Annotated in this window: 5 protein-coding genes; 3 read left to right on the top strand and 2 right to left on the bottom strand. The window is 71.1% G+C overall.

Translation table 11 applies throughout. The features are described from left to right. Positions 1-11: 11 nt before the first annotated feature. Entirely contained in the window at positions 12-21,899 is a 21,888-nt protein-coding gene (locus G3I71_RS09205) for a non-ribosomal peptide synthase/polyketide synthase (RefSeq protein ID WP_164313449.1), read from the bottom strand. Positions 21,900-22,066: 167 nt separating this feature from the next. Between G3I71_RS09205 and G3I71_RS09200 the strand changes: the two genes are divergently transcribed. The 3 genes from G3I71_RS09200 to G3I71_RS09190 all read left to right on the top strand — a co-directional run bounded on the left by G3I71_RS09200 (position 22,067) and on the right by G3I71_RS09190 (position 25,141). Beyond that, positions 22,067-23,092, top strand: a complete 1,026-nt coding sequence (locus tag G3I71_RS09200) for an iron chelate uptake ABC transporter family permease subunit (protein WP_343242891.1) — start codon at positions 22,067-22,069, stop codon at positions 23,090-23,092. A gap of 2 nt (positions 23,093-23,094) precedes the next feature. After that, positions 23,095-24,195, top strand: coding sequence for an iron chelate uptake ABC transporter family permease subunit (locus G3I71_RS09195; protein ID WP_164313447.1), 1,101 nt, complete (start codon positions 23,095-23,097; stop codon positions 24,193-24,195). A 91-nt stretch (positions 24,196-24,286) separates the two neighbouring features. Beyond that, complete coding sequence (locus tag G3I71_RS09190; protein WP_164313499.1) at positions 24,287-25,141, top strand: ABC transporter ATP-binding protein; 855 nt, start codon at positions 24,287-24,289, stop codon at positions 25,139-25,141. Between the two features lie 50 nt (positions 25,142-25,191). Here G3I71_RS09190 and G3I71_RS09185 read toward each other — a convergent pair whose 3' ends face one another. Beyond that, a complete protein-coding gene (locus tag G3I71_RS09185; RefSeq protein ID WP_164313446.1) occupies positions 25,192-25,737 on the bottom strand; it encodes a GNAT family N-acetyltransferase in 546 nt (181 codons plus the stop codon). Between the last annotated feature and the right edge of the window lie 64 nt (positions 25,738-25,801).

Genomic DNA, 25,801 nt, shown 5'->3' with positions numbered 1-25,801 from the left:
GGTGCAGGGGGTCAGCGGGAGTCGGTGATGGTCTCGGCCCGGTCCACCAGCGCGCCCAGTGCCCGGAACCAGCGTTCGGCAAGGTCCCGAACCGCTTCCTCGGGCAGGACGCCGGGCGCGTAGGTCCAGTGGGCGGAGAGTTCGGGGCCGCCGGGGCGGTCTTCGGTCAGGGCGTTGACGGTCAGGGCGTGGGACAGGGGCATGCCGGGATCGGCTTCCAGGTCGGACGCGTCGGCCTCGGGTGCGTACGACCAGTCGGTGGCCTCGGGGACACCGAAGCGGCCCATGTAGTTGAACTCGATCTGCGGGCGGGCGAGTTGGGCGAGCACGGGGCCCGTCTCCGGGTTGAGGTACCGGAGCAGTCCGTGTCCGATGCCGGATGCGGGCGGGGCGGTCAGGTGTTCCCGGACGCGGGCGAGGGCCGAGTCGACGGCGGGACCGCCGGCGAGCGCGTCGGCGAGGTCCACGGCTCCGGTGTCCAGCCGTACCGGCACGACCGTGGTGAACCAGCCGACCGTGCGCGACAGATCGGCGTCGCCGGCCAACTCGTCCTCGCGGCCGTGCCCTTCGAGGTCGACGAGGACGCACCCGCCGGACACGGACCCGCGCCAGTCGGCCACGGCGAGCGCGAGGGCGGTCAGCAGAACGTCGTTGACGCTTGCTCCGAAGGCTGCCGGTACGCGGCTGAGCAGCGGCTGCGTGCGGTCGGCCGGGAGGGTGAGGGACAGGTGGCGCGAGGCCTCGGTGACATCGCGTTCCGGGTCGAGGGGGCGAAGCAGCGGAAGAGGCTCGACCTCCGCCAACACCTGATGCCACAGCGGGAGTTCGTCCTCGCTGACGGGTTCGACGGCACGCTGGGCGAGCATCTGTGACCACCTCCGGAACGACAGGTCGACCGGCGCCAGGGCCGGCGTGCGCCCCTCCCGCACATCGCCCCAGGCGGCGGCCAGGTCGGGCAGCAGCACGCGCCACGACACGCCGTCCACGACCAGGTGGTGGATCAGCAGCAGCAGTCGTCCGGCCGTGTCCGGTCCGGCGTCGAACCACACGCCCTGGATCATCCGTCCGGCGTCCGGGTCGAGCCTCGCCTGCGCGGCCCGTGCCTGCTCGGCGACGGCCTCCCGCAGGCCCGCCTCGTCGGTACCGGCGACATCCGCCCGCACCAGCCAGGACTCCGGGGGGAGGGTGCCCGGCAGCGGCACGTGCAGCGCCCACCGCCCGGCCCGCTCCAGCCGGGCCCGCAGCAGGTCGTGCCGGTCGGTGACGGCCTGGAGTACGGCGTGCAGCGCGTTCTCGTCGAGTCCGGCCGGGGTCTGGACGAACGCGGCCTGGTGGTAGCCCGCGATCGGTCCGCCGAGTTCGCGCAGCGCGTGCATGATCGGCGTCAGCGGCACGATGCCGGAGCCGTCGTCGTGGGCGGGCCGGGCGGAGTCGGCGTCCAGTTCCGTGGCGACGGCGGCCAGGGCGGCGACCGTACGGTGCTGGAAGACCTGGCGCGGGGTGATCCGCAGTCCGGCCGCGCGGGCCCGGCTGACCAGTTGCATGGCGACGATGCTGTCTCCGCCGAGGGTGAAGAAGTCGTCGTCGGCGCCGGTCTCGGGCAGGCCGAGGACTTCGGCGAAGCGAGCGCAGAGGGCGCGTTCGAGGTCGTTCGCGGGCGCCCGGCCACCGGCGGCGCCGGTGAACCGCGGAGCGGGGAGCGCCCGGCGGTCGAGCTTGCCGTTGGAGAGCAGCGGCAGCTCGTCGAGGACGACCACGGCGGCCGGGACCATGTAGTCGGGCAGCGCGGCGGCGACCCGCACGCGCAGCTCGGACGGGTCCGGGGCCGGCCCGCCATCGGCCGGGACGACGTACGCGGCCAGTTGCCTGACCCTCGGCCGGTCCTCGCGGGCGACGACCACGACCTGACCGACCGTCGGCTGCCGGTCGAGGACGGCCTCGATCTCGGCGAGTTCGATGCGGAAGCCGCGGATCTTCACCTGGTCGTCGGCACGCCCGAGGTATTCGAGTGTGCCCTCTGTTGTCCAGCGTGCCAGGTCACCGGTGCGGTACATGCGTGAACCGGGTTCACCAAAGGGGTCGGCTGTGAACCGTTCGGCAGTGAGTTCCGGGCGGCCCAGGTAGCCACGGGCCAGCCCCTCCCCCGCGAGATACAGCTCACCGGTGACACCGGGCGGCACGGGCCGCAGCCCGGCATCGAGCACATACGCACGTGTGTTCCCGACGGGCCGCCCGACCACCGGCCGCTCGCTCTCCCGCACCCGCGCGGCGAGCGCGTCGACGGTCGCCTCGGTAGGCCCGTACAGGTTGAAGGCCTCGGTGTCCGGCAGCGCGGCCAGTTCGCTCCACAGCGCGTCGGGCACCGCCTCGCCTCCCACCCCCACCACGGCGAGCGGGCACTCCCCGTCCCTGATGAGCCCGCTGTCGGCCATCTGCGCCAGGAACGACGGCGTGACCTCGATGAAGTCGATACCCTCCGCCCGGATGGCGGCGGCGGTCAGTTCTGGGTCCCGGCGTGTCTCGTCGTCGAGGATGTGCAGCGCGTGGCCGTCCAGCAGCCACAGTTGCGGCTGCCAGGACGCGTCGAACGAGAACGACCAGAAGTGCCCGACCCTCAGATGCCTCCGTCCGGTGTTCGCCTTGGCGAGATCGTGCAGGGCACGCCGGTGGCTGTGGAAGAGGTTCGCCACGCTCCGGTGGCACACCACGACCCCCTTGGGCCGTCCGGTGGAACCCGAGGTGTAGATGACGTAGGCCGGATGCTCCGGATCGGGACCGGGGGCCGGATTGCCGGCGGCCTGCGCGGCCAGGCGTACGGCGGTGTCTTCGGTGTCGAGCAGCAGGCGCGGTACGTCGCTGTCGGGCAGGCCGGCTGCGAGCGCCTCGGTGGTGAGGACGAGCCGGGGCCGGGCGTCGTCGAGCATGGCGAGGGCGCGCTCGGCGGGCAGGTCCGCGTCCATGGGCAGATAGGCGGCGCCCGACTTGAGGACGGCGATGATCGCGAGCAGGAAGTCCGCGGTGCGAGGCAGCGACAGGGCGACGATCCGCTCGGGTCCGGCGCCGTGCTCGGTGAGCAGCCGGGCGAGCCGGTTGGCCCTCTCGTTCAGCTCGGCGAAGGTCCAGGTGACCGGTCCGGCGACGACGGCCACCGCGTCCGGGGCGGCGGCGACCTGCGCCTCGAAGAGCGCGGGGACGGTGGTCGGCCCGTCGACGTCCGTCAGCCGGGTGTCGTTCCAGGCCTCCAGGAGAGTGTGCCGTTCCTCGGGGGTGAGGATGTCGACGCGGCCCAGCGGCTGCGTGGCGTCGGTGGTCATGGCCTCGAAGAGGCGGACCATGGCGGCGGTGATCCGTTCGGCCACCGTCCGGTCGAACAGGTCGGTCCTGAACTCGGCGGTCAGGCGCAGCCGTTCGGCAGGCTCGACCGCCCACGCGAACGGATAGTGCGTCGAGTCCTGGTGGTCGCGGACGTCCATCCGCAGTCCGCCGTTGTCCCCTCCGCCGATCTCCCCGCCGTCCGGGTACGACTCGAAGACGACGAGCGTGTCGAACAACTCTCCCAGTCCCGCCCGTCGTTGGATGTCGGCGAGTCCGAGGTGCTGGTGATCGATGAGCCGCGACTGCTCGTCCTGGAGCCGGTCGAGGAACGCGGCCAACGACTCGCGCTCGTCGATCCGGACGCGCACCGGCACGGTGTTGATGAACAGCCCGATCATCGACTCGACCCCGGCCAGCTCCGGCGGCCGCCCGGACACGGTCGCGCCGAACACCACATCGGTACGCCCGGTGAGCCGACCCAGTACGACGCTCCAGGCGCCCTGAACAAGGGAGTTGACGGTCAGCCCGCGTGAACGGGCCAGTGCGGTCAGCGCCTCGGTCAGCTCGGGCGACAGGAACGTGGTGAGCGTCTCGGGCACGACGGGCGCCCGGTTGGGGTCGGCGGGGACGAGATGCGTGGGTTCCTCGAGCCCGTCGAGGGCATCCGCCCAGGCGGTGGTGGAGGCATCGGTGTCCTGGCGGCCGAGCCAGGCCAGGTACTCCTTGTACGGGACGGGAGTCGGGAGCACCGCAGAAGAGCCGGCTTCCGCTCCCGTGTACAGCGCGGACAGCTCAGCCGCGAGCCGGGGCACCGACCAGCCGTCGAGCAGAAGGTGCTGGTGCGACAGTACGAGCCGGTGCCGGCCGTCCCCGAGCTTGACCAACATCAGGCGCAGCAGAGGCGGTTGGGCCGGGTCGAAGCGTCGGCGCTCCTGAGCGAGTGCCCTGGTCCAGCGCTCCTCAAGGGCGTCCGCGTCGAGTTCTGCGAGGTCCAGCTGACGCCAGGGCAGTACGGCGACACGGGGTACGACGGCCACCGGGCGCCCCGACGCCAGGTACCGGAAGCCCGCCCGCAGGTTCCCGTGCCGGTCGAGCAGCGCCTGACCGGCGTCGCGCAGCCGTACGGCGTCCACCGGACCGTCGATGTCGTACGCCACCTGCACGGTGTATACGTCCGGCCCGTCGTCCCCGGAGTCGAACGAGGCGTGGAACAGCAGCCCTGCCTGGAGCGGCGTCAGTGGCAGCAGCTCGGTGGCGCCGAATCCGGCTGCCTCGGTGCGCTCCTCGTCGGTGAGCTTGAGCAGGGCGGCGACCGAGGTGTCGGCCGTCGGTGTCCCGTTGGTCCCGTTGTCACCGTTCAGGTCACGGGCTGCGGCGGCCAGTCCGGCGGCCGTCTTGTGGCGGAAGACGTCACGCGGGCTGACCGCCAGCCCGGCTGCACGCACCCGCGCGACCAGCTGCATGGCGACGATGCTGTCGCCGCCCAGGGTGAAGAAGTCGTCGTCCACGCCGACGCGTTCGAGGTTCAGCACATCCGCGAACAGGCCGCACAGCAGCTCCTCGCGAGGGGTGCGCGGCAGGGTGTCGGTGGTCTCGGCGGCGAAGTCGGGGGCCGGCAGGGCACGTCGGTCGAGCTTGCCGTTGGGCGTGAGCGGCAGCGCGTCGAGGACGACGAAGGCCGCGGGGACCATGTGTTCAGGGAGCGCGGCGGCCGTGTGGGTACGGAGGACGGCGGAATCGGTCGTACCTCCCGGGCCGGCGGGGACGACGTAGGCGACGAGTTGCTGGTCGCGGGCGACCACGCTCACATGGCCGACGGTGTCGTGGCGGGCGAGGACGGACTCGATCTCGCCCAGCTCGATACGGAAGCCACGGATCTTCACCTGGTCGTCGGTCCGGCCCAGATATTCGAGCGTTCCCTCGATCGTCCAGCGTGCCAGGTCACCCGTGCGGTACATGCGTGAACCGAGTTCACCAAAGGGGTCCGCCGTGAACCGCTCCGCCGTCAGCCCCGGACGGCCCAGATAGCCACGCGCCAACTGCACACCCGCCAGATACAGCTCCCCCGCCACACCCGGCGCAACCGGACGCAGGCCGGCATCCAGAACATACACACGCGTATTCCACACCGGCCGACCGATCGACACCCGGCCAATCGCCCCAGTGACCTGGATCGCGGTGACATCGACCGACGCCTCCGTCGGCCCATACAGATTGTGCAACTCGGCCGACAACACAGCACGGAACCGCTGAGCCAACTCATCGGGCAACGCCTCCCCACTGCACAGGACACGACGCAGGCCCGTGCAGCTCGCGGCGGCGGGCTCGTCGAGGAAGGCGCGCAGCATCGAGGGCACGAAGTGCACGGTGGTGACGGCTTGTTGACGAATCAGCTCGGCCAGGTAGGCGGGGTCCTTGTGCCCCTCGGGCCTGGCGACCACGAGGGCCGCGCCGGTGACCAACGGCCAGAAGAACTCCCACACCGACACATCAAAACTGGACGGCGTCTTCTGCAGGACACGGTCGTCCGCGCCCAGCCCATACTCCCCCTGCATCCACAACAGACGGTTCACAATGCCCTCATGCGCCACGACAACCCCCTTGGGAGTGCCGGTCGTACCAGAGGTATAGATCACGTACGCGGGACTCAACGGATCGTAGAACACAGGGAGTTCACCGCAAGCCGGACCGTCCGGAAGCTCATCCCGGATGACAGCCACCGGCCGGGCATCCGCCAGCATGAACGCCAGCCGCTCCGCCGGATAGTCGACGTCCAGGGGGAGGTAGGCCGCTCCGGTGCGGTGGACCGCCAGCAAGGCGATGATCAATTCGGCAGAGCGGGGCAGTGCGACGGCAACGGTCTGTTCGGGTCCGGCGCCCATGCCGGACAGGACGCGCGCGGTGTGCTCGACGCGGGTGTCCAACTCCGCGTAGGTCAAGCGCTGCTCTTCGAAGACGACGGCGATGGCGTCCGGCGTACGGGCCACCTGGGCCCGGAACAACTCGGGCAGGCTGCTGGACGCCACCTCACGCGCGGTGTCATTCCAGTCAACGAGAACAGCACGCCGCTCCGACTCCTCCAGCACCTCCACGTCCCGCACCAGCAGGTCGGGGTCAGCCGCCACCTGCTCCAGCAACCGCACCAGCCGCCCCGCCAGTCGCTCGACCGTGGTGTGGTCGAACAGGTCGGCGCTGTACTCGATCCAGCCCTGGATACCGGACCCGTCGCCCTGCTCGATGAAGTCGAAGCTCAGATCGAACTTGGCGCTCTCCTGCCGGAGAGGCTCACGGGCCGCCGCCAGCCCGTGGAAGTCGGGGCCGTCGCCAGGGGTGCCGAGGTAGACGACCATGACCTGGAACAGGGGGTGCCTGGCCAGTGAACGGGTCGGGTTGAGGGCCTCCACCAGGCGTTCGAACGGCAGGTCCTGGTGCTCGTAGGCGGCGAGGTCGGTGTCACGTACCCGGTCGAGAACTTCGGCGAAGGTCGGGGCGCCCGCCAAGTCGGTACGCAGGACTAGGGAGTTGACGAAGAACCCGACCAGGTCCTCCAGATTCTCGTCGCCACGGCCCGAGATGGGCGCGCCGAGCGGGATGTCGTCTCCGGCGCCGAGCCGGTGCAGCAGTACGGCCACGGCTGCCTGGGCGACCATGAACATGCTGACGCCGTGGTGGTGCGCGAGACCGCGCAGGGCTCGTTCCAGTTCACCGTCGAGGGTCAGCCCGACGGCAGCGCCGCGCTGACTGCCCTCCGGCGGACGCGGTCGGTCGACCGGGAGGACCAGCTCTTCGGGAAGTCCGGCCAAAGCCTTTTCCCAGTAGGCGAGTTGGCGGGCGTGCAGGCTGTCGGGGTCGGAGTCCTCGCCGAGGAGCCGGTGGTGCCACAAGGTGTAGTCGGCGTACTGCACGGGCAGCGGCGCCCACTCCGGCGCACGGCCTTCGCATCGGGCCCGGTAGGCAGTGGCCAGGTCGCGCCACAAGGGGCGGTCCGACCACTCGTCGCCGGCGATGTGGTGCAGGACGAGGAGCAGGACGTACTCCTGAGGAGCCGTCTCGAACACATGGGCCCGCAGCGGCGGCTCACGGTCCAGCTCGAATCCGTGCGCGGCGGCGTCGGCCAACCGGTCGGCGAGTTCGTTCTCCGTCACCCGCTCGTGGTGCACCGGGATCTCGAACTCGCCCAGCCCCAGAATGACTTGGCGGGCGAGGCCGTCGTGCTCGGGGAACACCGTGCGCAGACTCTCGTGGCGCACCGCGAGATCCCGGACGGCGGTGGTCAGGGCATCGAGTCGCAGGGCGCCGGTCAGGCGCCAGGCCGCCGGGATGTTGTACGTGGCCCCCGGGCCGTCGATGCGGTGCAGCAGCCACAGCCGTTGCTGAGCGAAGGACAGGGGCAGAGGTTCATCGAGGTCCTGATCCCTGTCCCGGTCACCGGTTATCGGTGCGAGCGTGGGCAGGGCCGTGTCCGCGCCTTCACCGAGATGCACGGCCAGGCGGGCGGGTGTGGGCGCCTCGAAGACGGTACGGACGGTCAGGTTGGCGCCCAGCGCAGTACGGACACGGCTGACCAGCCGCATGGCGAGGAGCGAGTGACCGCCGAAGGCGAAGAAGTCGTCGTGGATACCGGCGCGTTCGAGGCCCAGAACATCCGCGAACAGGCCGCAGAGGATCTCCTCGCGCGGGGTGCGGGGCAGGCCTTCGCCCGCCCCTGTCGCCGACGTGAAGTCGGGGGCCGGCAGGGCACGTCGGTCGAGCTTGCCGTTGGGCGTGAGCGGCAGCGCGTCGAGGACGACGAAGGCCGCGGGGACCATGTGCTCAGGGAGCGCGGCGGCCGTGTGTCGGCGGAGTACGGAGGTGTCGACGGCAGTGGAGGCAGCGGCAGTCACGACGTAGGCGACGAGTTGCTGGTCGCGGGCGACCACGCTCACATGGCCGACGGTGTCGTGGCGGGCGAGGACGGACTCGATCTCGCCCAGCTCGATACGGAAGCCACGGATCTTCACCTGGTCGTCGGTCCGGCCCAGATATTCGAGCGTTCCCTCGATCGTCCAGCGTGCCAGGTCACCCGTGCGGTACATGCGTGAACCGAGTTCACCAAAGGGGTCCGCCGTGAACCGCTCCGCCGTCAGCCCCGGACGGCCCAGATAGCCACGCGCCAACTGCACACCCGCCAGATACAGCTCCCCCGCCACACCCGGCGCAACCGGACGCAGGCCGGCATCCAGAACATACACACGCGTATTCCACACCGGCCGACCGATCGACACCCGGCCAATCGCCCCAGTGACCTGGATCGCGGTGACATCGACCGACGCCTCCGTCGGCCCATACAGATTGTGCAACTCGGCCGACAACACAGCACGGAACCGCTGAGCCAACTCATCGGGCAACGCCTCCCCACTGCACAGGACACGACGCAGGCCCGTGCAGCTCGCGGCGGCGGGCTCGTCGAGGAAGGCGCGCAGCATCGAGGGCACGAAGTGCACGGTGGTGACGGCTTGTTGACGAATCAGCTCGGCCAGGTAGGCGGGGTCCTTGTGCCCCTCGGGCCTGGCGACCACGAGGGCCGCGCCGGTGACCAACGGCCAGAAGAACTCCCACACCGACACATCAAAACTGGACGGCGTCTTCTGCAGGACACGGTCGTCCGCGCCCAGCCCATACTCCCCCTGCATCCACAACAGACGGTTCACAATGCCCTCATGCGCCACGACAACCCCCTTGGGAGTGCCGGTCGAACCAGAGGTATAGATCACGTACGCGGGACTCAACGGATCGTAGAACACAGGGAGTTCACCGCAAGCCGGACCGTCCGGAAGCTCATCCCGGATGACAGACACCGGCCGGGAATCCGCCAACATGAACGCCAGCCGCTCCGCCGGATAGTCGACGTCCAGCGGCAGATACGCCCCACCCGCCCGATGCACCGCCAGCAGCGCGACCACCAGGTCCACTGAGCGGGGCAGCGCGACGGCGACCGTACGCTCCGGGCCCACACCCATGCCGGCCAGCACACGGGCTGTCCGCTCCACGCGCCCGTCCAACTCGGCGTACGTCAGACGCTGTTCGCCGAACACCAGCGCCAACGCGTCCGGCGTACGGGCCACCTGGGCCCGGAACAACTCGGGCAGGCTGCTGGACGCCACCTCACGCGCGGTGTCATTCCAGTCACCAAGAACAGCACGCCGCTCCGACTCCTCCAACACCTCCAAGTCCCGTACCAGCACATCAGGTTGGCCCGCCACCTGCTCCAGCAGCCGCACCAGGCGACCCGCCGTCCGGGTGGCCGTCGGTTCGTCGCAGAGGTCGGTCGCGTACTCCAGGAGGAGGGTCAGGCGGTCCGGCTCGTCCACGAAGGTGAAGTGGAGGTCGAACTTGGCCATGCCGGTGTCCATGTCGAACCACTCGGTCGGCATGCCGAGCACGTCGGGGTCGCCGTCGGGGCGGTAGTGGTAGCCCAGCATGACCTGGAAGAGCGGGTTGCGGCCTGTCACGCGGGCCGGGTTGAGCGCCTCGACGACCTGGTCGAAGGGGAGGTCCTGGTGCTCGAACGCGGCCAGGGACGATTCCCTTACCCGCGACACCAGTTGACGGAACGTGAGGTCGTCGCCGGACACGTCGGTCCGCAGCACCAGCGTGTTGACGAAGAAGCCGACGAGGTCGTCGAGGGCGTCGTCCGTGCGGCCCGCGATGGGGGCTCCGAGGGGGATGTCGTCCCCGGCGCCGAGGCGGTGCAGGAGCGCGGCCGTGGCGGCCTGGAACAGCATGAACATGCTGGTGCCGGTGGTGCCGGACAGGTCACGCAGGGCGAGGCCGGTATCTGCGGGCAGTTCCAGGCGTACCTTGCCGCCGCGCCCGGTGGGCTCGACCGGACGCGGCCGGTCCAGGGGCAGCTGCAGTTCCTCCGGGAGGTCGCGCAAAGTCCCGGTCCAGTGGGCGAGTTGGTCCGCACCGATCTGGCCGAGCAACTCGTCCTGCCAGAGGGTGTAGTCGGCGTACTGGACCGGCAGCGGTGCCCACTCGGGGGCACGGCCCGCGCGCCTGGTCCGGTAGGCGGTGGTGAGGTCGGCCAGGAACGGGCGGTCGGACCACTCGTCGGTGGTGATGTGGTGGAGGACGACGGCCACGACATGGTCGGCCGGGCCGACCCGCATCACCGCGCAGCGCAACGGGAGTTCGGCGGTGAGGTCGAAGGGACGGCGCTGAGCGGACTCGATCCGGTCCGCCAACTCTCTCTCCCCGCAGTCCGTCACGGTGAACTCGGGGTCGGCCTCGGCCGCTGGGACGATCAGCTGGTACGGCTCCCCGTCCTGCTCGGGGAACACGGTCCGCAGCGCTTCATGGCGTGCCGCCACGTCCCGTACGGCTGCCCGGAGCGCGTCGAGGTCCAGGTCGCCGCGGAGGCGGAAGACCAGCGGGAAGTTGTAGGCGACGCCGCTGCCGGTGATCCGTTCGACCAGCCACAGCCGACGCTGGGCGGCCGAGAGCGGGATGCGCTCGGGCCGGGCGGTGGGGGTGACAGCCGGGCGGGCCGGTCGTGAGGTGTCGGCGCGGGCTGCCAACTGCTCGGGCGTGGGTGCCTCGAAGAGGTCGCGGATGGCCAGTTCGGCGCCCAGTTCGGTGCGGGCGCGGCTGATCAGGCGGGTGGCGAGCAGGGAGTGTCCGCCGAGGTCGAAGAAGCCGTCCTCTGCTCCGACTTCGGGCAGGCCGAGCACTTCGGCGAAGAGCCGGCAGAGCACCTCTTCCTGCGGGGTGCGCGGCCCCCGGCCGGTGCCGAGGGCGACAGCCGGTTCGGCGTCGGGCAGGGCACGTACATCCAGCTTGCCGTTGTCGTTCATGGGCAGCCGGTCGAGGGTGACGAACGCGGCCGGGACCATGTAGTCGGGCAGCCGCTGCTTGAGGTCGTCGCGGAGCTGCCGGATCAGGCTGTTGGCGTCGCGGGCGGCCGTCGGGGAGTTGGCGTACGGGGCCTCTCCGCCGCCGGGAAGATAGAGCCCGGCGGTCAGCGGAGGTACCTCGCCGGTGACGAACACGGCGTCGTAGGCGCCGGGTTGGCCGGACCAGGTGGTCAGGACACGGTGCCCGAGTCCGGCGGCGAGGTCGCGCAGGGTCTCCGGGTCGACTCCCCCGGCGACGCCGATACGTGCGTCGGGGATGCCGGTGAGGCGGATCGGGACCGCGGTCAGCAGGTCCGACAAGTTGTCGCTGTCCGTGCCGAATCGCTGGGCGTCGAAGGGAACGGTCGGGACATCCGTCAACCGCAGGCCCGGCTCGTCGGCGTACAGCACGGCGTCGTAGCGGTAGCGGGTGAGTTCGTTGTGGTGGCGGGCCTGCTTGGTGCGCAGGTCGACGCCGTAGCCGAGGGTGGTGAAGTAGTCGGGATCGACGAGGAGTTCCTTCTCCAGGCGCAGGCCTCGCTCGACGGCCCGGCCCAGAGCATCGCCGGTGACGCCCTTCGCCTCCTGGATCTCGGCCTGGAAGGCACGGGCGAGCCGCAGGTTGCGCACGTCGCCGACGAACAGCGCGCCGCCGGGGGCCAGTAGCTCCATCGCGCCCCGGATCACCGAGGTCAGGTAGTCGATGCTGGGGAAGTACTGGATCACGGAGTTGATGACGATGGTGTCGAAGTAACCGTCGCCGGGCAGCCCGGTCAGGTCATCGGCGGGCTGAGCACGGAGCGTGATCCTGGAAGCCAACTCCGGGTCCTGGAGCAGCTCCTGGCCGATCTTGCGGATGACGGGGGCGGCGAAGTCGGTGGCCCAGTAGGCCTCCGCGTCCGGGGCGAGCCTGGACAGGAGCAGGCCCGAGCCCACGCCGATCTCAAGAATCCTGCGGGGCTTCAGTGAGCGGATGCGCTCGACGGTGGCCTCGCGCCACTCCCGCATGTGGTCGAAGGGGATGGGCTGTCCGTCGTAGGAGGAGTCCCAGCCGGCGTACTCCTCGGTGAAGACGGCGGTGCTGATCTCCTCGTACTCGTCGGAGTAGATCTCCTGCCACTCGCCGACCTGGTCACGTTCGGCGAAGGCCCGGTCGTCGACGGCGAGTTGGGCGGGGACGACGTATCCGACGAGGCGTTCGTCGCGGACGATCACGGCGGCGTGGGCGACCCGGTCGTGCTGGGCGAGGGCGGTCTCGATCTCGCCGAGTTCGACGCGGTAGCCGCGGATCTTGACCTGGTCGTCGGTGCGGCCGAGGAAGTCGAGGTTGCCGTCGGGGTTGCGGCGGACCAGATCGCCGGTGCGGTACATGCGCTCGCCGGGCTCGCCGAACGGGTCGGCGACGAACCGTTCGGCGGTGAGGGCGGGCCGGTCCAGATAGCCACGGGCCAGGCCGATACCGGCGATGTACAGCTCGCCCGGGACGCCCTCGGGGACCGGTCGCAGCCAGGCGTCCAGGATGTGGGCGCGGGTGCCACGGATCGGACGGCCGACGGTCGGCGTGGCGCTGTCGAGGGTGCCGCCGCCCAGGGTGTTGATGGTGTACTCGGTCGGCCCGTAGAGGTTGTAGCCGTATGTGCCCTCGGTGTCGCGCAGCCGGTTCCACACCGTCTCCGACACGGCCTCGCCGCCGAGCAGCACCAGCGGCGGGCGGTGGCCCTCCAACAGGCCTTCCTCGATGAGGAGATGGGCGTAGGTCGGGGTCACGTTGACGACGTCGACGCGATGGCGCTCGCAGTAGGCGACCAGGGCCTCGGCGTCGCGCCTCAACTCCTCGTCACAGATGTGGACTTCATGCCCCTCGACCAGCCACAGCAGCTCCTCCCACGACATGTCGAAGGCGAAGGACACGGTGTGCGCGATGCGCAGCCTGCGTCCGCCCGCCGACGCGATCGCCGGTTCGAAGATCTCCTTCTGGTGGTTGAGCTGCATGTTGGTCAGACCCCGGTACGGCGTGACGACGCCCTTGGGGCGGCCGGTGGAACCGGAGGTGTAGATGACGTACGCCGGGTGTTCCAGGCTGAAGGTGAGGGAGACCGAGTCGCCCGGCAGCGCGGCGAGTTCGGCGGCGGTCTCCGGGTCGTCGAGCAGCACGCGGGGCGTCTCGCCCACCAGTCGCGCCGACACGGCGGCCGTGGACAGCAGCATCGTCGGCCGGGCGTCGTCGAGCATCGCGGCGAGCCGGTCGTCCGGGTAGTCCAGCTCCAGCGGCAGATAGGCGGCGCCCGTGCGCAGTACGGCGAACAGGGCGACGACCATGTCGAGGGAGCGGGGCAGCCCGAGGGCGACGACCCGCTCGGGGGCGGCGCCCCGCGCGATCAGCAGCCGGGCCATCTGGTTGATACGGCTGTCGAGTTCGGCGTAGGTCAGGGTGCGGTCGCCGAAGACGACGGCTGTGGCGTCGGGGGTGGCGGCGGCCTGTGCGGCCAGCAGGTCGGCGATGGTGTCCGTGGGGTCGGGGACGCGTCCGGCGGCCTGCTCGTGCTCCAACTCGGCTTGCTCGGCCGGGAGTAGCGGGTCGAGGCCGCCCACCGGGGAGTCGAGGTCGTGGGTGAGCCGGTCCAGGAGGAGGGTGAAGCGGTCGAGCAGGTCCTGTGCCTGCGGGCGGGCGACGACGTCGGCGCGGTGGGTCAGGGTGACCCGGATGGAACGGCCCGGGGTGACGACGAGGTTGACCGGATAGTGGGTCGCGTCGACGTTGGCGACGGCGGTGGCGCCGTGCCGGTCGCTCAGCTCGGCGAGCCGTTCCTCGGTGTCGTTGTTGCGCAGGACGAACAGTGTGTCGAACAGCCGCCGGTGCCCGGTCTCGGCCTGCAGCACGCCCAGGCCCAGGTACTCGTACGGCATCACGGCGAGCCGCTCGTCCTGGACGCGTCGCAGCAGCCCGAGCACCGGCTCGGCCGGGTCGTAGGCGATGCGGGCGGGGACGGTGTTGAGGAACATGCCGATGACGTTCTCGATGTCCGGCACCTCGCTCGGCCGGCCGGCGACGGTCGTGCCGAAGACGACGTCGGTACGGCCGGTCGCGCTCGCCAGGGTGAGCCCCCAGGCCGCGTTGAGCACGGTGTTCAGGGTCAGCCCGTGCCGACGCCCGATGGCGCGCAGTCGCTCGCCCACCTCGTCCGGGACGAGGACGTCGAGGCTCTCCGGGATCTCCGGCTCGAGACCCTGGTCGGCGGCGGCCAGCAGCGTGGGCTCGTCGAGTCCGGCGAGGGCGCGGCGCCAGGCGCCGGTGGCGACGGCCGTGTCCTGGACCTCCAACCAGGTCAGGTAGTCACGGTAGTTGCCGGAGGCGGGCAGGGTGCTCGCGTCGCCGCCGTTCTCGTACAGGGCGAAGAGCTGGTCGAGGAAGATCCAGGCGGACCAGCCGTCCCAGAGAAGCAGGTGGCGCCCGACGACCAGCCTGTCGCCCCGGTCCGCGCCGAGGCGGACGAGAAGCATACGGAAGAGCAGCGGCCGGGTGAGGTCGAAGCGACGGGAGCGTTCGGCGTCGGTCAACTCCCTCAGCCGTACGTCCTGTTCGGCCTCCGGCAGCCCGGACAGGTCAACCTCTTCGAGCGGGATATCGGGGTCGCGCACGATGAACTGCACCGGCTGACGCAGGCCCTCGCTGGTGAATCCGGCGCGCAGGCTGGGGTTGCGGGCCAGCAACACCCGTACGGCGGTGCGGAGTCGGTCGGCGTCGAGGGGTTCGGCGAGGTCGAAGGACTCGTGGACGGTGTAGACGTCCAGGGCGCTGTCGTCGTACGTGGAGTGGAAGAACAGGCCCTCCTGGAGCGGGGCCAGCGGCCAGATGTCCTCGACCGGGGCGGGGCTGAGCCGGTGGACGCGCTCGGTCTCCTCGGCCGTGAGGGCGAACGAGGAGCGCAGGGCGGCCACTTCGGCGACGGGTGCAGCCGCCGCGGCGAGGGCGGCCGGGGTGCGGTGTTCGAAGACGTCACGCGGGTTGAGGTCGAGGCCCGCCCGGCGGGCGCGGCTGGAGACGCCGATGGAGGTGATGCTGTCGCCGCCGAGCATGAAGAAGTCGTCGTCGATGCCGACGTCTTCGAGCTTCAGTACGGCGGCGAAGATCCCGGTGAGGGCGTGTTCCCGCTCGTTGCGCGGGGCGCGTGTCTCGGCCCTTACGGCCTGCGGGGCGGGCAGCGCGGCCCGGTCGAGCTTGCCGCTCGGGGTGAGCGGGAGGGCGTCCAGGACGACGTAGGCGGCCGGGATGACGGCGGCGGGCAGCTCCTGGGCGAGCGCGGCCTGAAGTTCGGCGGGGGGCGGGACATCTGCATCGCGTGCCGGCACGACGTACGCGACCAACTGGCCGCCGTTCACGGTGACGGCGGCCTGGGCGACCGCGGGTTGACGGCTCAACGCGGCCTCGATCTCGCCGAGTTCGATCCGGTTGCCCCGGATCTTCACCTGGCGGTCGGTGCGGCCGAGGTACTCGATGACACCGTCGGCACGGCGGCGCACGAGGTCACCGGTGCGGTACATGCGCGCGCCGGGCTCCCCGTACGGGTCGGCGACGAAGCGCTCGGCGGTCAGCCCCGGCCGAGCGTGATAGCCGCGCGCCAGCTGGACACCCGTCAAGTACAGCTCCCCGGGCACCCCTTCGGGCACGGGGCGCAGGCAGGAGTCCAGGACGCGCAGGCCCGTGTTCCACACCGGACGCCCGATGGGCACGGTGGTGCCGGGTGAACCGTCGTACGGGTGGTACGTCACGTCGACGGCCGCCTCGGTGGGGCCGTACAGGTTGTGCAGCGGTACGCCGGTCAGCTCGCGCCAGCGGGCGGCGGCGGCGCCGGGCAGCGCCTCGCCGCTGCTGAAGACGTTGCGCAGGGACGCGGCCCAGGTCGGGTCGGTGGTGATCTCGTCGGACTGGAGGAAGGCCTCCAGCATCGACGGCACGAAGTGCAGTGCGGTGACGCCCTGTTCGCGGATCAGTCCGGCGAGGTAGGCGGGGTCGCGGTGCCCGTCCGGGCGGGCGAGGACCACGGCCGCGCCCTCGCACAGCGCCCAGAAGAACTCCCAGACGCTGACGTCGAAGCTGGCCGGGGTCTTCTGCAGCACCCGGTCGTCGGCGGTCAGTCCGTACTCGCCCTGCATCCACGCCAGCCGGTTGAGGATCGCCCGGTGGGTGACGACGACGCCCTTGGGACGGCCGGTGGAGCCGGAGGTGTAGATCAGGTAGGCCGGGTCGTCAGGGTGGGCAGGATGAGCAGCGACCGGTTCGGAGTCCTCCCCGTCCGGGGTGTCGAGCAGCAGGAGGGCATGCTCAGTGGGGAGTTGCGGGGCCGTCGCCGAGGTGGTCACCACGGTTTCGGCACCGGAGTCGGTGAGCATGTGGGCCACCCGGTCGGCGGGATAGTCCACGTCGACCGGGAGATAGGCGGCGCCCGACTTCAGTACGCCGAGCAGCGCGACCATCAGCTCGGCCGAGCGCGGTACGGCGACGGCGACGACCGTGCCGGGACCCGCGCCACGGGCGGTCAGCCGACCCGCCAACTCACTTGCTCTGGAGTCGAGTTCACGATAGGTGAGCGTCTCGCCCTCGTACACGACGGCCGTTGCCTGCGGGCTGCGGGCCACCTGGTCCTCGAAGGCAGCCGCGAGGGTCGTGCCGGGGATGTCGCGGTGGTCGCCGGTCGGGTGGGCGGCGAGGAGTTCCCCGGCCGACAGCAGGTCCACGTCGGCGACGGACTGGCCCGGGTCGGCGGCCAGGGCGTGCAGGATGCGGGAAAGACGGTCGGCGATCCGGCGTACGGCTTCGGCGTCGAGCCGCTGGGCGTGGTGCTTGAGCCGCAGGTCGAGACGTCGGCCGGGCTTGACGATCAGGGCGAGCGGATAGTGGACGGCGTCGTGGAACTCGTGGCCCGTAAGCCGGAGCGTGCCGGTCGGGTCGGCGAGGCCGGTCGCGGCCGGGTAGTTCTCGAACACGACCAGGGTGTCGAAGAGTTCACCGGCGCCCGCGAGGCCCGCGACACGCTGGAGTTCGGCGAGGCCGAGGTGCTGGTGGTCCAGCAGCTGGGCCTGTTCGTCCTGGAGTCGGCCGAGGAGGTCGGCGAGGGTGTCGGAGGGTGCCCAACGGAAGCGCGTCGGGAGGGTGTTGATGAACAGGCCGATCATGGACTCGATGCCCTCGACCTCGGCGTCACGCCCCGAGACCGTCGTACCGAACACCACGTCCTGACGTGCCGTGAGCCGCCCGATGAGCAGCCCCCAGGCGCCCTGGACGACTGTCCCCAGCGTCACTCCGTGCTCGCGCGCCCGCGCGACGAGTCGGGCGGTCACCTGCTCGGACAGTTCGAGGCGGATCTGCGCGGGCTCGACGGCCGTACCGTCGGCGGGCGTATCGACGAGGCGGGTGGGCTCCTCGACACCGGCGAGAGCCGTACGCCATGCCGTGCGCGCGGCCTCGCGGTCGGCGGTGGCCAGTCGGCGCAGGTAGGCGCTGTAGGGCGCGGGCTGCGGCAGTGCGGCCGGGGTGTCCCCGTAGGCGGCCATCAGCTCGCGGTGCAGGACGGGCAACGACCATCCGTCGGCGACGATGTGATGGAACGTCAGGAGCAGTCGGCTGCGGTGCTCGTCGAGGCGGATCAGCGCGCAGCGCATGAGGGGCGGGTTGGCCAGGTCGAAGCGGCGGGCTCGTTCGGCGGCGGCGACCGCGTCGGCCAGCGGTGTGCGGGCGGGTCCGTCGTGGACGGTCAGGTCGACTTCGCGCCAGGGCAGTTCGAGGCCTGCGGCGATGATCTGCACGGGCTGCCCGTCCGGGCGGCGGCGGAAGCAGGCGCGCAGCGGGGCGTGCCGGTCCAGGACGCGCTGGGCGGCCCGGCGCAGGGCTGTGCCGTCGACCGGTCCGGTCAGGTCGAGGGCCTGCTGGACGACGTACGCGTCGAGGTCCGTGCCGTCGACGAGGGAGTGGAAGTAGAAGCCCTCCTGGAGGGGGCTCAGCGGCAGCGACTCCTCGATGGTGACTGGGAACACGCCCTGGATCTCGGCGAGTTCGGCATCGGTGAGGCTGATGAGCGGAGCGTCCGGCGCCGCGTCCTTGCGGTCGTCGCGGACGAGTTCGCCGGCAGCCGACGCGAGCGCGGCGACCGTGCGGTGCTTGAAGACGTCCCTTGAGGTGAGGCGCAGGCCGGCGCGGCGGGCGTGGACGAGGAGTTGGATGGCGGTGATGCTGTCGCCGCCGAGGGCGAAGAAGTCGTCGTCGATGGTCGCCGAGCGCAGGCCGAGGACGTCGGCGTAGGCAGCGCACAGCAGTTCCTCGCGGGCGTCACGCGGCGGGCGGCCGGTGCTGAGGGCGCCGTAGTCGGGAGTCGGCAGCGCGGCGGAGTCGAGTTTGCCGCTGGGGGTGACCGGGAGGCAGTCCAGGGGGACGACGGCAGCGGGGACCATGTACTCGGGCAGCTGGTCGGCCGCGTACGAACGCAGCGCCCGCATAAGGGCGTTGACGTCCCTGAAGGGCGCCGGACGGTTGGCGTGCGGGGCGTTGCCGGACGGGCGGTAGAGGCCGGTGAGGGGGGTGAGAGTGTTGTCGCCGAGGGCGAACACGATGTCGAGGCTGCCGTCGTCGGCGGTGCCGTTCCAGGTGACGGCGGTCCGGAAGCCGTAGCGGGCGCCGAGCGTGTGGAAGACCTCGGGGTCCGGGGCGTCCGCCGTACGGCTGCTGTCGTCCAGGGCGGACAGCGCGGCCAGGTCCTCGGCGAGGCGGGCGTTGGGCACGCCGGTGACCCGGAGCAGCGAGGGCCCCTCGGCCAGGCGGGCTTCGAGTGCCTCCGGCCCGCTCCAGACGATCTCCTCGACGTCGACGGGCTCCCGGGCAGCGGTTCGCTTGCTCAGCACCACGTCGTACCGGTACCGCGTGAGTTCGTTGTGGTGGGCGCCGCGCTTGACGAGGATCTCGGCGTCGAAGCCGTCGAGAGCCGCGAAGTAGTCGGGGTCCAGAAGGAGTTCGCCCTCCCAGGCGACCGACCGCTCGACTGCGGCCCGCAGTGCCTGCTTGTCCTCCGTGTCGCGGGTGCGGCGGCTCTCGACAGCCGTGCGCAGGCAGCGCAACAGCCGGGCGTTGCGTACGTCGCCGATGAACAGTCGGCCACCGGGGGCGAGGAGAGTACCGACCGCCCGGACGACGTCGGTCAGATAGCCGGCGCTCGGGAAGTACTGGGCGACGGAGTTGATGACGACGGTGTCGAAGTGGCCCTGCGGCAACCCCGTGGTGTCGTGGGCGGGCTGGGCGGACAGCCGGACCCGGTCGGCGAGTTCCGGAATCGCGTCGACCTGGGTGCGCAGGGCGCGCACCGCCTCCTCGGAGAGGTCCGTGCCCCAGTACTCCGCGCAGTCGAACGCGACGCGGGAGAGGATCAGGCCGCTGCCGACGCCGATCTCCAGGACCCGGCCGGGCGCGAGTTCCTTGATGCGGGCGACGGTCGCCGCGCGCCACTCGCGCATCTCCTCGACGGGGATGGGCAGTCCGTCGTACATGCTGTTCCAGCCCGCGAAGTTCTCGCGGAAACCGGCCAGTTGTTCCTGGCTGCCCTCCGATCCGGCTGCCGAGTACAGGAGTTCGTGGAGGTCCTTCCACTCCCGGACCTGCTCGGTGGCGTCCGGGACCGTCTCGCCGTCCAGGGCCGGGACGACGTACGCGGCGAGTCGCCGGTCCCCGGGCCGGTCCTCGCGTACGACGACCGCCACCTGGTCGACGGCCGGGTGGCCGCGCAGTACGGACTCGATCTCGCCCGGCTCGATGCGGAAGCCGCGGATCTTCACCTGGGAGTCGGCGCGGCCCAGGAACACCAGACGACCGTCGGCCTGCCAACGCACCAGGTCACCGGTGCGGTAGAGGCGTTCGCCGGGGGCACCGAACGGGTCGGCGACGAACCGCTCGGCGGTCAGGTCGGGACGCCCGAGGTAGCCACGGGCGAGCCCGGCGCCACCGAGGTACAGCTCGCCCGGAACACCGGCCGGGACGGGCTTGAGGCGGGCGTCGAGGACGTACGCGCGGGTGCCCGGGTCCGGGAGGCCGATGGGGACGACGGAACCTGCCGGGATGTCCGGGTCGCACAGGCCGAGAGTGGAGTTGGTGGTGGCCTCGGTCGGGCCGTACGCGTTGAACATCATCCTGTCGCGCGCGTACCGTCCGACCAGCTCGGGCGAGACGCGCTCGGTGCCAGCGAGCAGGGTGGCGGGCGGGAGTTCGACGTCCTCGGGCATCGCGGCGAGCAGCGCGGGCGGCAGGATCATGAACGTGATGCCGTGCGCGTGGGCGTAGTCGGCGAGCGCCGGGCCGGGCACCCGGCGCTCGGACGGTACGACGACGAGCCGGCCGCCGGACAGCAGGCCGAGGCACAGGTCCCAGAACGCCACGTCGAAGCTGGGCGAGGCGAACTGGAGCACCCGGCTGTGCGGGCCGATCCCGAACCGCTCGGTCTGCGTGGCGACCAGCTTGGCCACTCCGGCGTGGGTGAGGACGACACCCTTGGGGCGGCCGGTGGAACCTGAGGTGTAGATGACGTAGGCGGCGTTGCTGATGGTCAGCGCGCTCGGATCGGCGCCTGCGGGTTGACGCTCCGTCAACTCCCGTATGACGTCGGGTGAGTCGAGGACGACGACAGTGACGCCGTCGTTCGCCGGGAGGTCCGCGGCGACCTCGGCGGTGGTGACCAGGCAGACGGGGCCGGCGTCGGCGAGCATGTAGGAGATGCGGTCGGCCGGGTAGTCGGTGTCCACCGGAAGGTAGGCGGCGCCGGACTTCAGTACGGCGACCTCGGCGACGATCAGTTCCGCCGAGCGAGGTACCGCGAGGGCGACCACGCGCTCGGGTCCGGCACCCCGGGCGATCAGGACGGCCGCCAACCGGCCCGCGCGGTCGTCCAGTTCGGCGTAGGTGAGCGAGGTGTCCTCGAAGACCAGCGCGATGTCGTCCGGGCGCTGCCGTACCTGGTCGGCGAACATCTCGGGCCAGGTGCGCGGCGGGATGTCGTGGTCGGTGTCGTTCCACTCCCGCAGGACGCGGTGGCGCTCCTCGGCGCCCAGCAGCTCCAACTCGCCGACCGGGGTGTGCGGGTGGGCGAGGGCGTCGGTGAGCAGAGTCGTGTAGTGGTCGGCGATGCGCTCGGCGGTCGCGGTCTCGAAGAGGTCCTGGCGGTAGGTCACCCGCAGTTCACCCGCCTGAACCGCCAGTGCGAGGTCGAGGTCGAGCCGGTCGCCGTCACGGGTCGGGCCGAACGCCGTGTTGAACAGCAGTCCGCCACCCCGGGTGGGTTCCGGCTGCAGCCAGTCGACCAGCGTGGCGTGTTCGACCCGGTGGGCGCGGGCCTCCTCGCGTGCCTCGGCCGCCTGCCGTACGAGGTCCGTGAAGGACGCGCCGCCGTCGACAGCGATCCGGAGCGGCAGGCCGTCGAACCCGAGGGTGATGTCGTGGCTGCCGCTGTACCGGTGCAGCAGTGCGGCGTACCCGGCCAGCAGGATCGATTCGTCGGCCGTCACCGTCAACGGGCGGCGAAGGGTTTGCCGTTCACCGGTGGGACGCAGCGGGTACGGAAAGTCGACCGGTAGAGCGGTCTCCTGTGGGAGCGGTTCGAGCCGCCGCCGCCAGAAGGCTTGGACCGCGCCTTCCGCGTCGTCGTCGACACCGAGCACACGTACTTCGAAACCGGACACAGGCGACCGTGCCTCCAGGGTGTACGGACCGGCTGAGCCGGAGGACCGCAGGCCATACTAAGGTAAGCATTACCTAACCAAAAGACCCCACTCTCCGCGGACCCTCTTCTCACCACTACTATTAAGGCCTGCCTAACCTAAGGGAGTTATCCGGTGGAGACCGCACGGTGACGCCGGGGAGAAGGGTTCGCCCCGTTCTTCTCGTGGCAGTTCTCGGCGCCGTCCTGCTCGGACTGTGTCTTCTGTCACTCGCCCTCGGCGCGGCCAGCATTCCGCCCGATCAGGTGGTGCGGGCACTGTTCGGTGACGCGCCCAGCCGGTTCGTGGACAACGTCATCTGGTCGGCGCGGGTTCCTCGCACGGCGCTCGGTCTGTCGGCCGGGGCGGCGCTCGGTCTGTCGGGCGCGCTCATGCAGGCGCTGACGCGCAATCCGCTCGCGGACCCGGGAATCCTCGGGGTGAGTGCCGGTGCCTCGTTCGCGATCGTGCTGGCTGTCGGAGTGTTCGGAGTCGGATCGTTCTACGGGTACGTGTGGTTCGCGTTCGCGGGTGCGATGGTGGCCAGCGTCGTCGTGTATCTGCTGGGCGGGCTCGGGCGCTCCGGGCTCACACCGGTCAAACTGGCGCTCGCGGGCATTGCCGTGACCTCCCTGCTGTCCTCCTTCACCAGCGCGATCGTGCTGACCGACCCCGACGCGCTCAACCGCTACCGCTTCTGGTCGGCCGGTTCGATGGCCGACCAGGACGGCGAGACCGTCCTGCGGATCCTGCCCTTCCTCGCCGTGGGCGCGCTGCTGGCCCTCGCCAGTGCGCCCGCCCTCAACAGCATGGCCCTGGGCGACGACGTGGCCGCCTCCCTCGGCCGACGGCTCGGCCTGGTACGGCTCCAGGGCGTCACCGCGGTCACCCTGCTGACCGGGGCCGCCGTCGCGGTCATCGGCCCGGTCGTCTTCATCGGGCTCGTGGTGCCCCATGTCGCCCGCGTGCTCGCCCAGATGGCGGGGATCGGCCCCGACCAGCGCTGGCTGCTGCCGCTGTCCGCCGTACTCGCGCCGAGTCTGCTGCTCGCCGCGGACATCATCGGGCGCATGGCGGCCCGGCCCATCGAGGTCCAGGCCGGTGTGATCGTCGCCTTCATCGGCGGGCCGTTCTTCATCGCCCTGGTGCGGCGCCGGAAACTGGCGGAGGTGTGAGGATGACGAACCCCAAGTCCGCCGTCGGCGCCGCCACGTCGGCGCCCGCCGCTCCTTCCCTCCGCGGCCGGCGGACCTACCGGCTGGCCGTCCCTCCGGTCTCCGGCATCCTCCGGCCCCGCCTGGTCACGGTGACCGCGCTGCTCGCCGTGGGCACGTTCCTCCTCTTCTGCTGGAGCCTGACGATCGGCGACTACCCGATCGCGTTCACCGACGTCGTACGTGCCCTGGTCGGCTCCGGCGACCCCGGCACCGTCCTCGTCGTCCAGGAACTGCGGCTGCCGCGCTCGCTGGTGGGGCTGCTGGCCGGAATCGCGTTCGGGATGTCCGGCGGACTGTTCCAGACCATGACCCGCAACCCGCTGGCCAGCCCCGACATGATCGGCCTCACCCAGGGCGCGGGCACGTTCGTGGTCGCGGGCATCGTCCTGGGCTGGGACGGCGGACTCGGCACCCAGGCGCTCGGCCTGCTCGGCGCGCTGACCACGGCCCTCGTCGTGTACGCGCTGGCCTGGCGGCGCGGCACCACCGGCTACCGGATCATCCTGGTCGGCATCGGCGTCGCCTGGATCTGTACGAGCGCCACCGACTACCTGGTCGCCAAGGGCGGCCGGTTCCAGGCACAGGCCGCGCTGGGCTGGCTGGTCGGCAATCTCAACGGCCGTACGTGGTCGGATGTCGGGCCGCTCACGATCGCCCTGGCCGTCCTGCTGCCGACGGCACTGCTGCTCGGCCGGCTGCTGCGCACGCTCCAGCTGGGCGACGACGTGGCGACCGGCCTCGGCACCCGCGTACAGCCGGTACGCCTCGCCGTCCTGCTCGCCGGCGTCGGGCTGATCGCCTTCGCGACCGCCGCCGCCGGACCGGTGGCCTTCGTGGCGCTGGCCGCCCCGCAGATCGCCCTGCGCCTCGCTCGCACCTCCTGGCCGCCCACGCTCGCCTCGGGACTGACCGGGGCGCTGATGGTCCTGGGCAGCGACCTGATCGCCCGTACCCTCGTCTCCGGCACGGAACTGCCGGTCGGCGTCGTCACCGGCGTGCTCGGCGCGCCCATCCTGCTCTGGCTGCTCGTCCGCGCCAACCGCGCGGGTTCAGGAGGCTGATCCCATGTCGACGGACCCCACGATGCCGACCGACGCCCTGTCGACGGCCGAAGCCACGACCACGGCCACGACCACGGCCACTGAGGACGCCATGCCGGTCGATCCCCTGCCCAGCACCACGGAACCGGCCGCCGACCCGGACCTGAGGGCGACAGGGCTGCGGCTGTCGTACGACAACCGGGTGGTCGTGGACGGCCTCGACCTGGCGATACCGCCCGGCCGGATCACGGCCATCGTCGGCGCCAACGCCTGTGGAAAGTCGACGCTGTTGCGCGCCCTGGCCAGACTGCTCGCGCCCCGCGAGGGCGCCGTCCACCTGGACGGCCGGACCCTCCAGTCCATCCCCACAAGGGAGTTGGCGCAACGCCTGGGCATCCTGCCCCAAAGCCCGGTCGCACCAGAGGGGTTGACGGTCATCGACCTCGTCAACCGGGGCCGTTCACCGCACCAGACGTGGTGGCGGCAGTGGTCGAAGGCGGACGAGCTTGCCGTGCACGAGGCGCTCGCCGCGACCAACATGACCGACCTCGCCGACCGCCCGGTGGACGAGCTGTCCGGCGGCCAGCGGCAGCGGGCGTGGATCGCGATGGCGGTCGCCCAGGGCACCCCCGTACTCCTCCTGGACGAGCCGACGACGTACCTCGACCTGGCCCACCAGATCGACGTACTGGACCTGATCACGGACCTCAACCGCCGCGAGAACCGCACCGTCGTGATGGTCCTCCACGACCTCAACCAGGCCTGCCGGTACGCCGATCACGTCGTCGCCATGAAGTCCGGCCGGATCGTGGCGGAGGGGCCGCCGGCGGAGGTCATCACGGAGGAAACGGTGGAGGACGTCTTCGACCTGACGTGCCGCATCACCCTCGACCCGGTCAGCGACACCCCCATGGTGATCCCGATGGGCCGCCACCACCAGGACGTGCGTGCGAGGGCGGCCTCATGACCTTGCGGACCGGGCGAACCGAGGCACGCCTGAAACACCCCGGGTACCGGCTACACCCAGGCGCCGGCCCGAAGCCCCCACACCACGTTCCGGCGCAGTGGTCCCTCCGGGACGGTCAGGTCGTCGAAGTCCTTGGCCGGGTCGTGGGTCATTCCGAGGCGGCGCATCACCGCCTGTGAACGGAGGTTGGTGGCCGTCGTGATCGCCAGGACCTCTTCGAGGGCGACGCCCTTCTCGTCGAAGGCGTACGCAAGCACCGCCCGGGCAGCCTCCGTCGCGTATCCGTGGCCCCACGCGGACCGGGCCAGCCGCCACCCCGCCTCGACCCCGTCGAACGCCATGTCGTCCTCGACGGGATCCAGCCCGGCGAACCCGATGAACTCACCGGTGCCCGTGACCTCCACCGCCCACCAGCCCCAGCCCCGTTCGTCGAGGCCGGCCTGGAAGTGGGTGGCGGAGGCCTCGCTCTGTTCACGGGTGAGGACGTCTCCGAGGTGCTCGCGGACCTCGGGGTCGGCGTTCATGGCCACCCAGGGGACGAGGTCGGAGTCCCGCCAGGCGCGGAGGACGAGTCGTTCGGTTCGCAGGTCGGGCATGGCCCCATCCTGACGTGATCACGCATCCGCGTCGAACGGGAATCGGCCCGCCCGCGAACCCGAC

The sequence above is a fragment of the Streptomyces sp. SID12501 genome (genome assembly GCF_010550245.1).
Lineage (GTDB): Bacteria > Actinomycetota > Actinomycetes > Streptomycetales > Streptomycetaceae > Streptomyces.
Note: the sequence above shows the minus strand (reverse complement) of the source record. Positions and strands in the feature narration are given on the sequence as shown.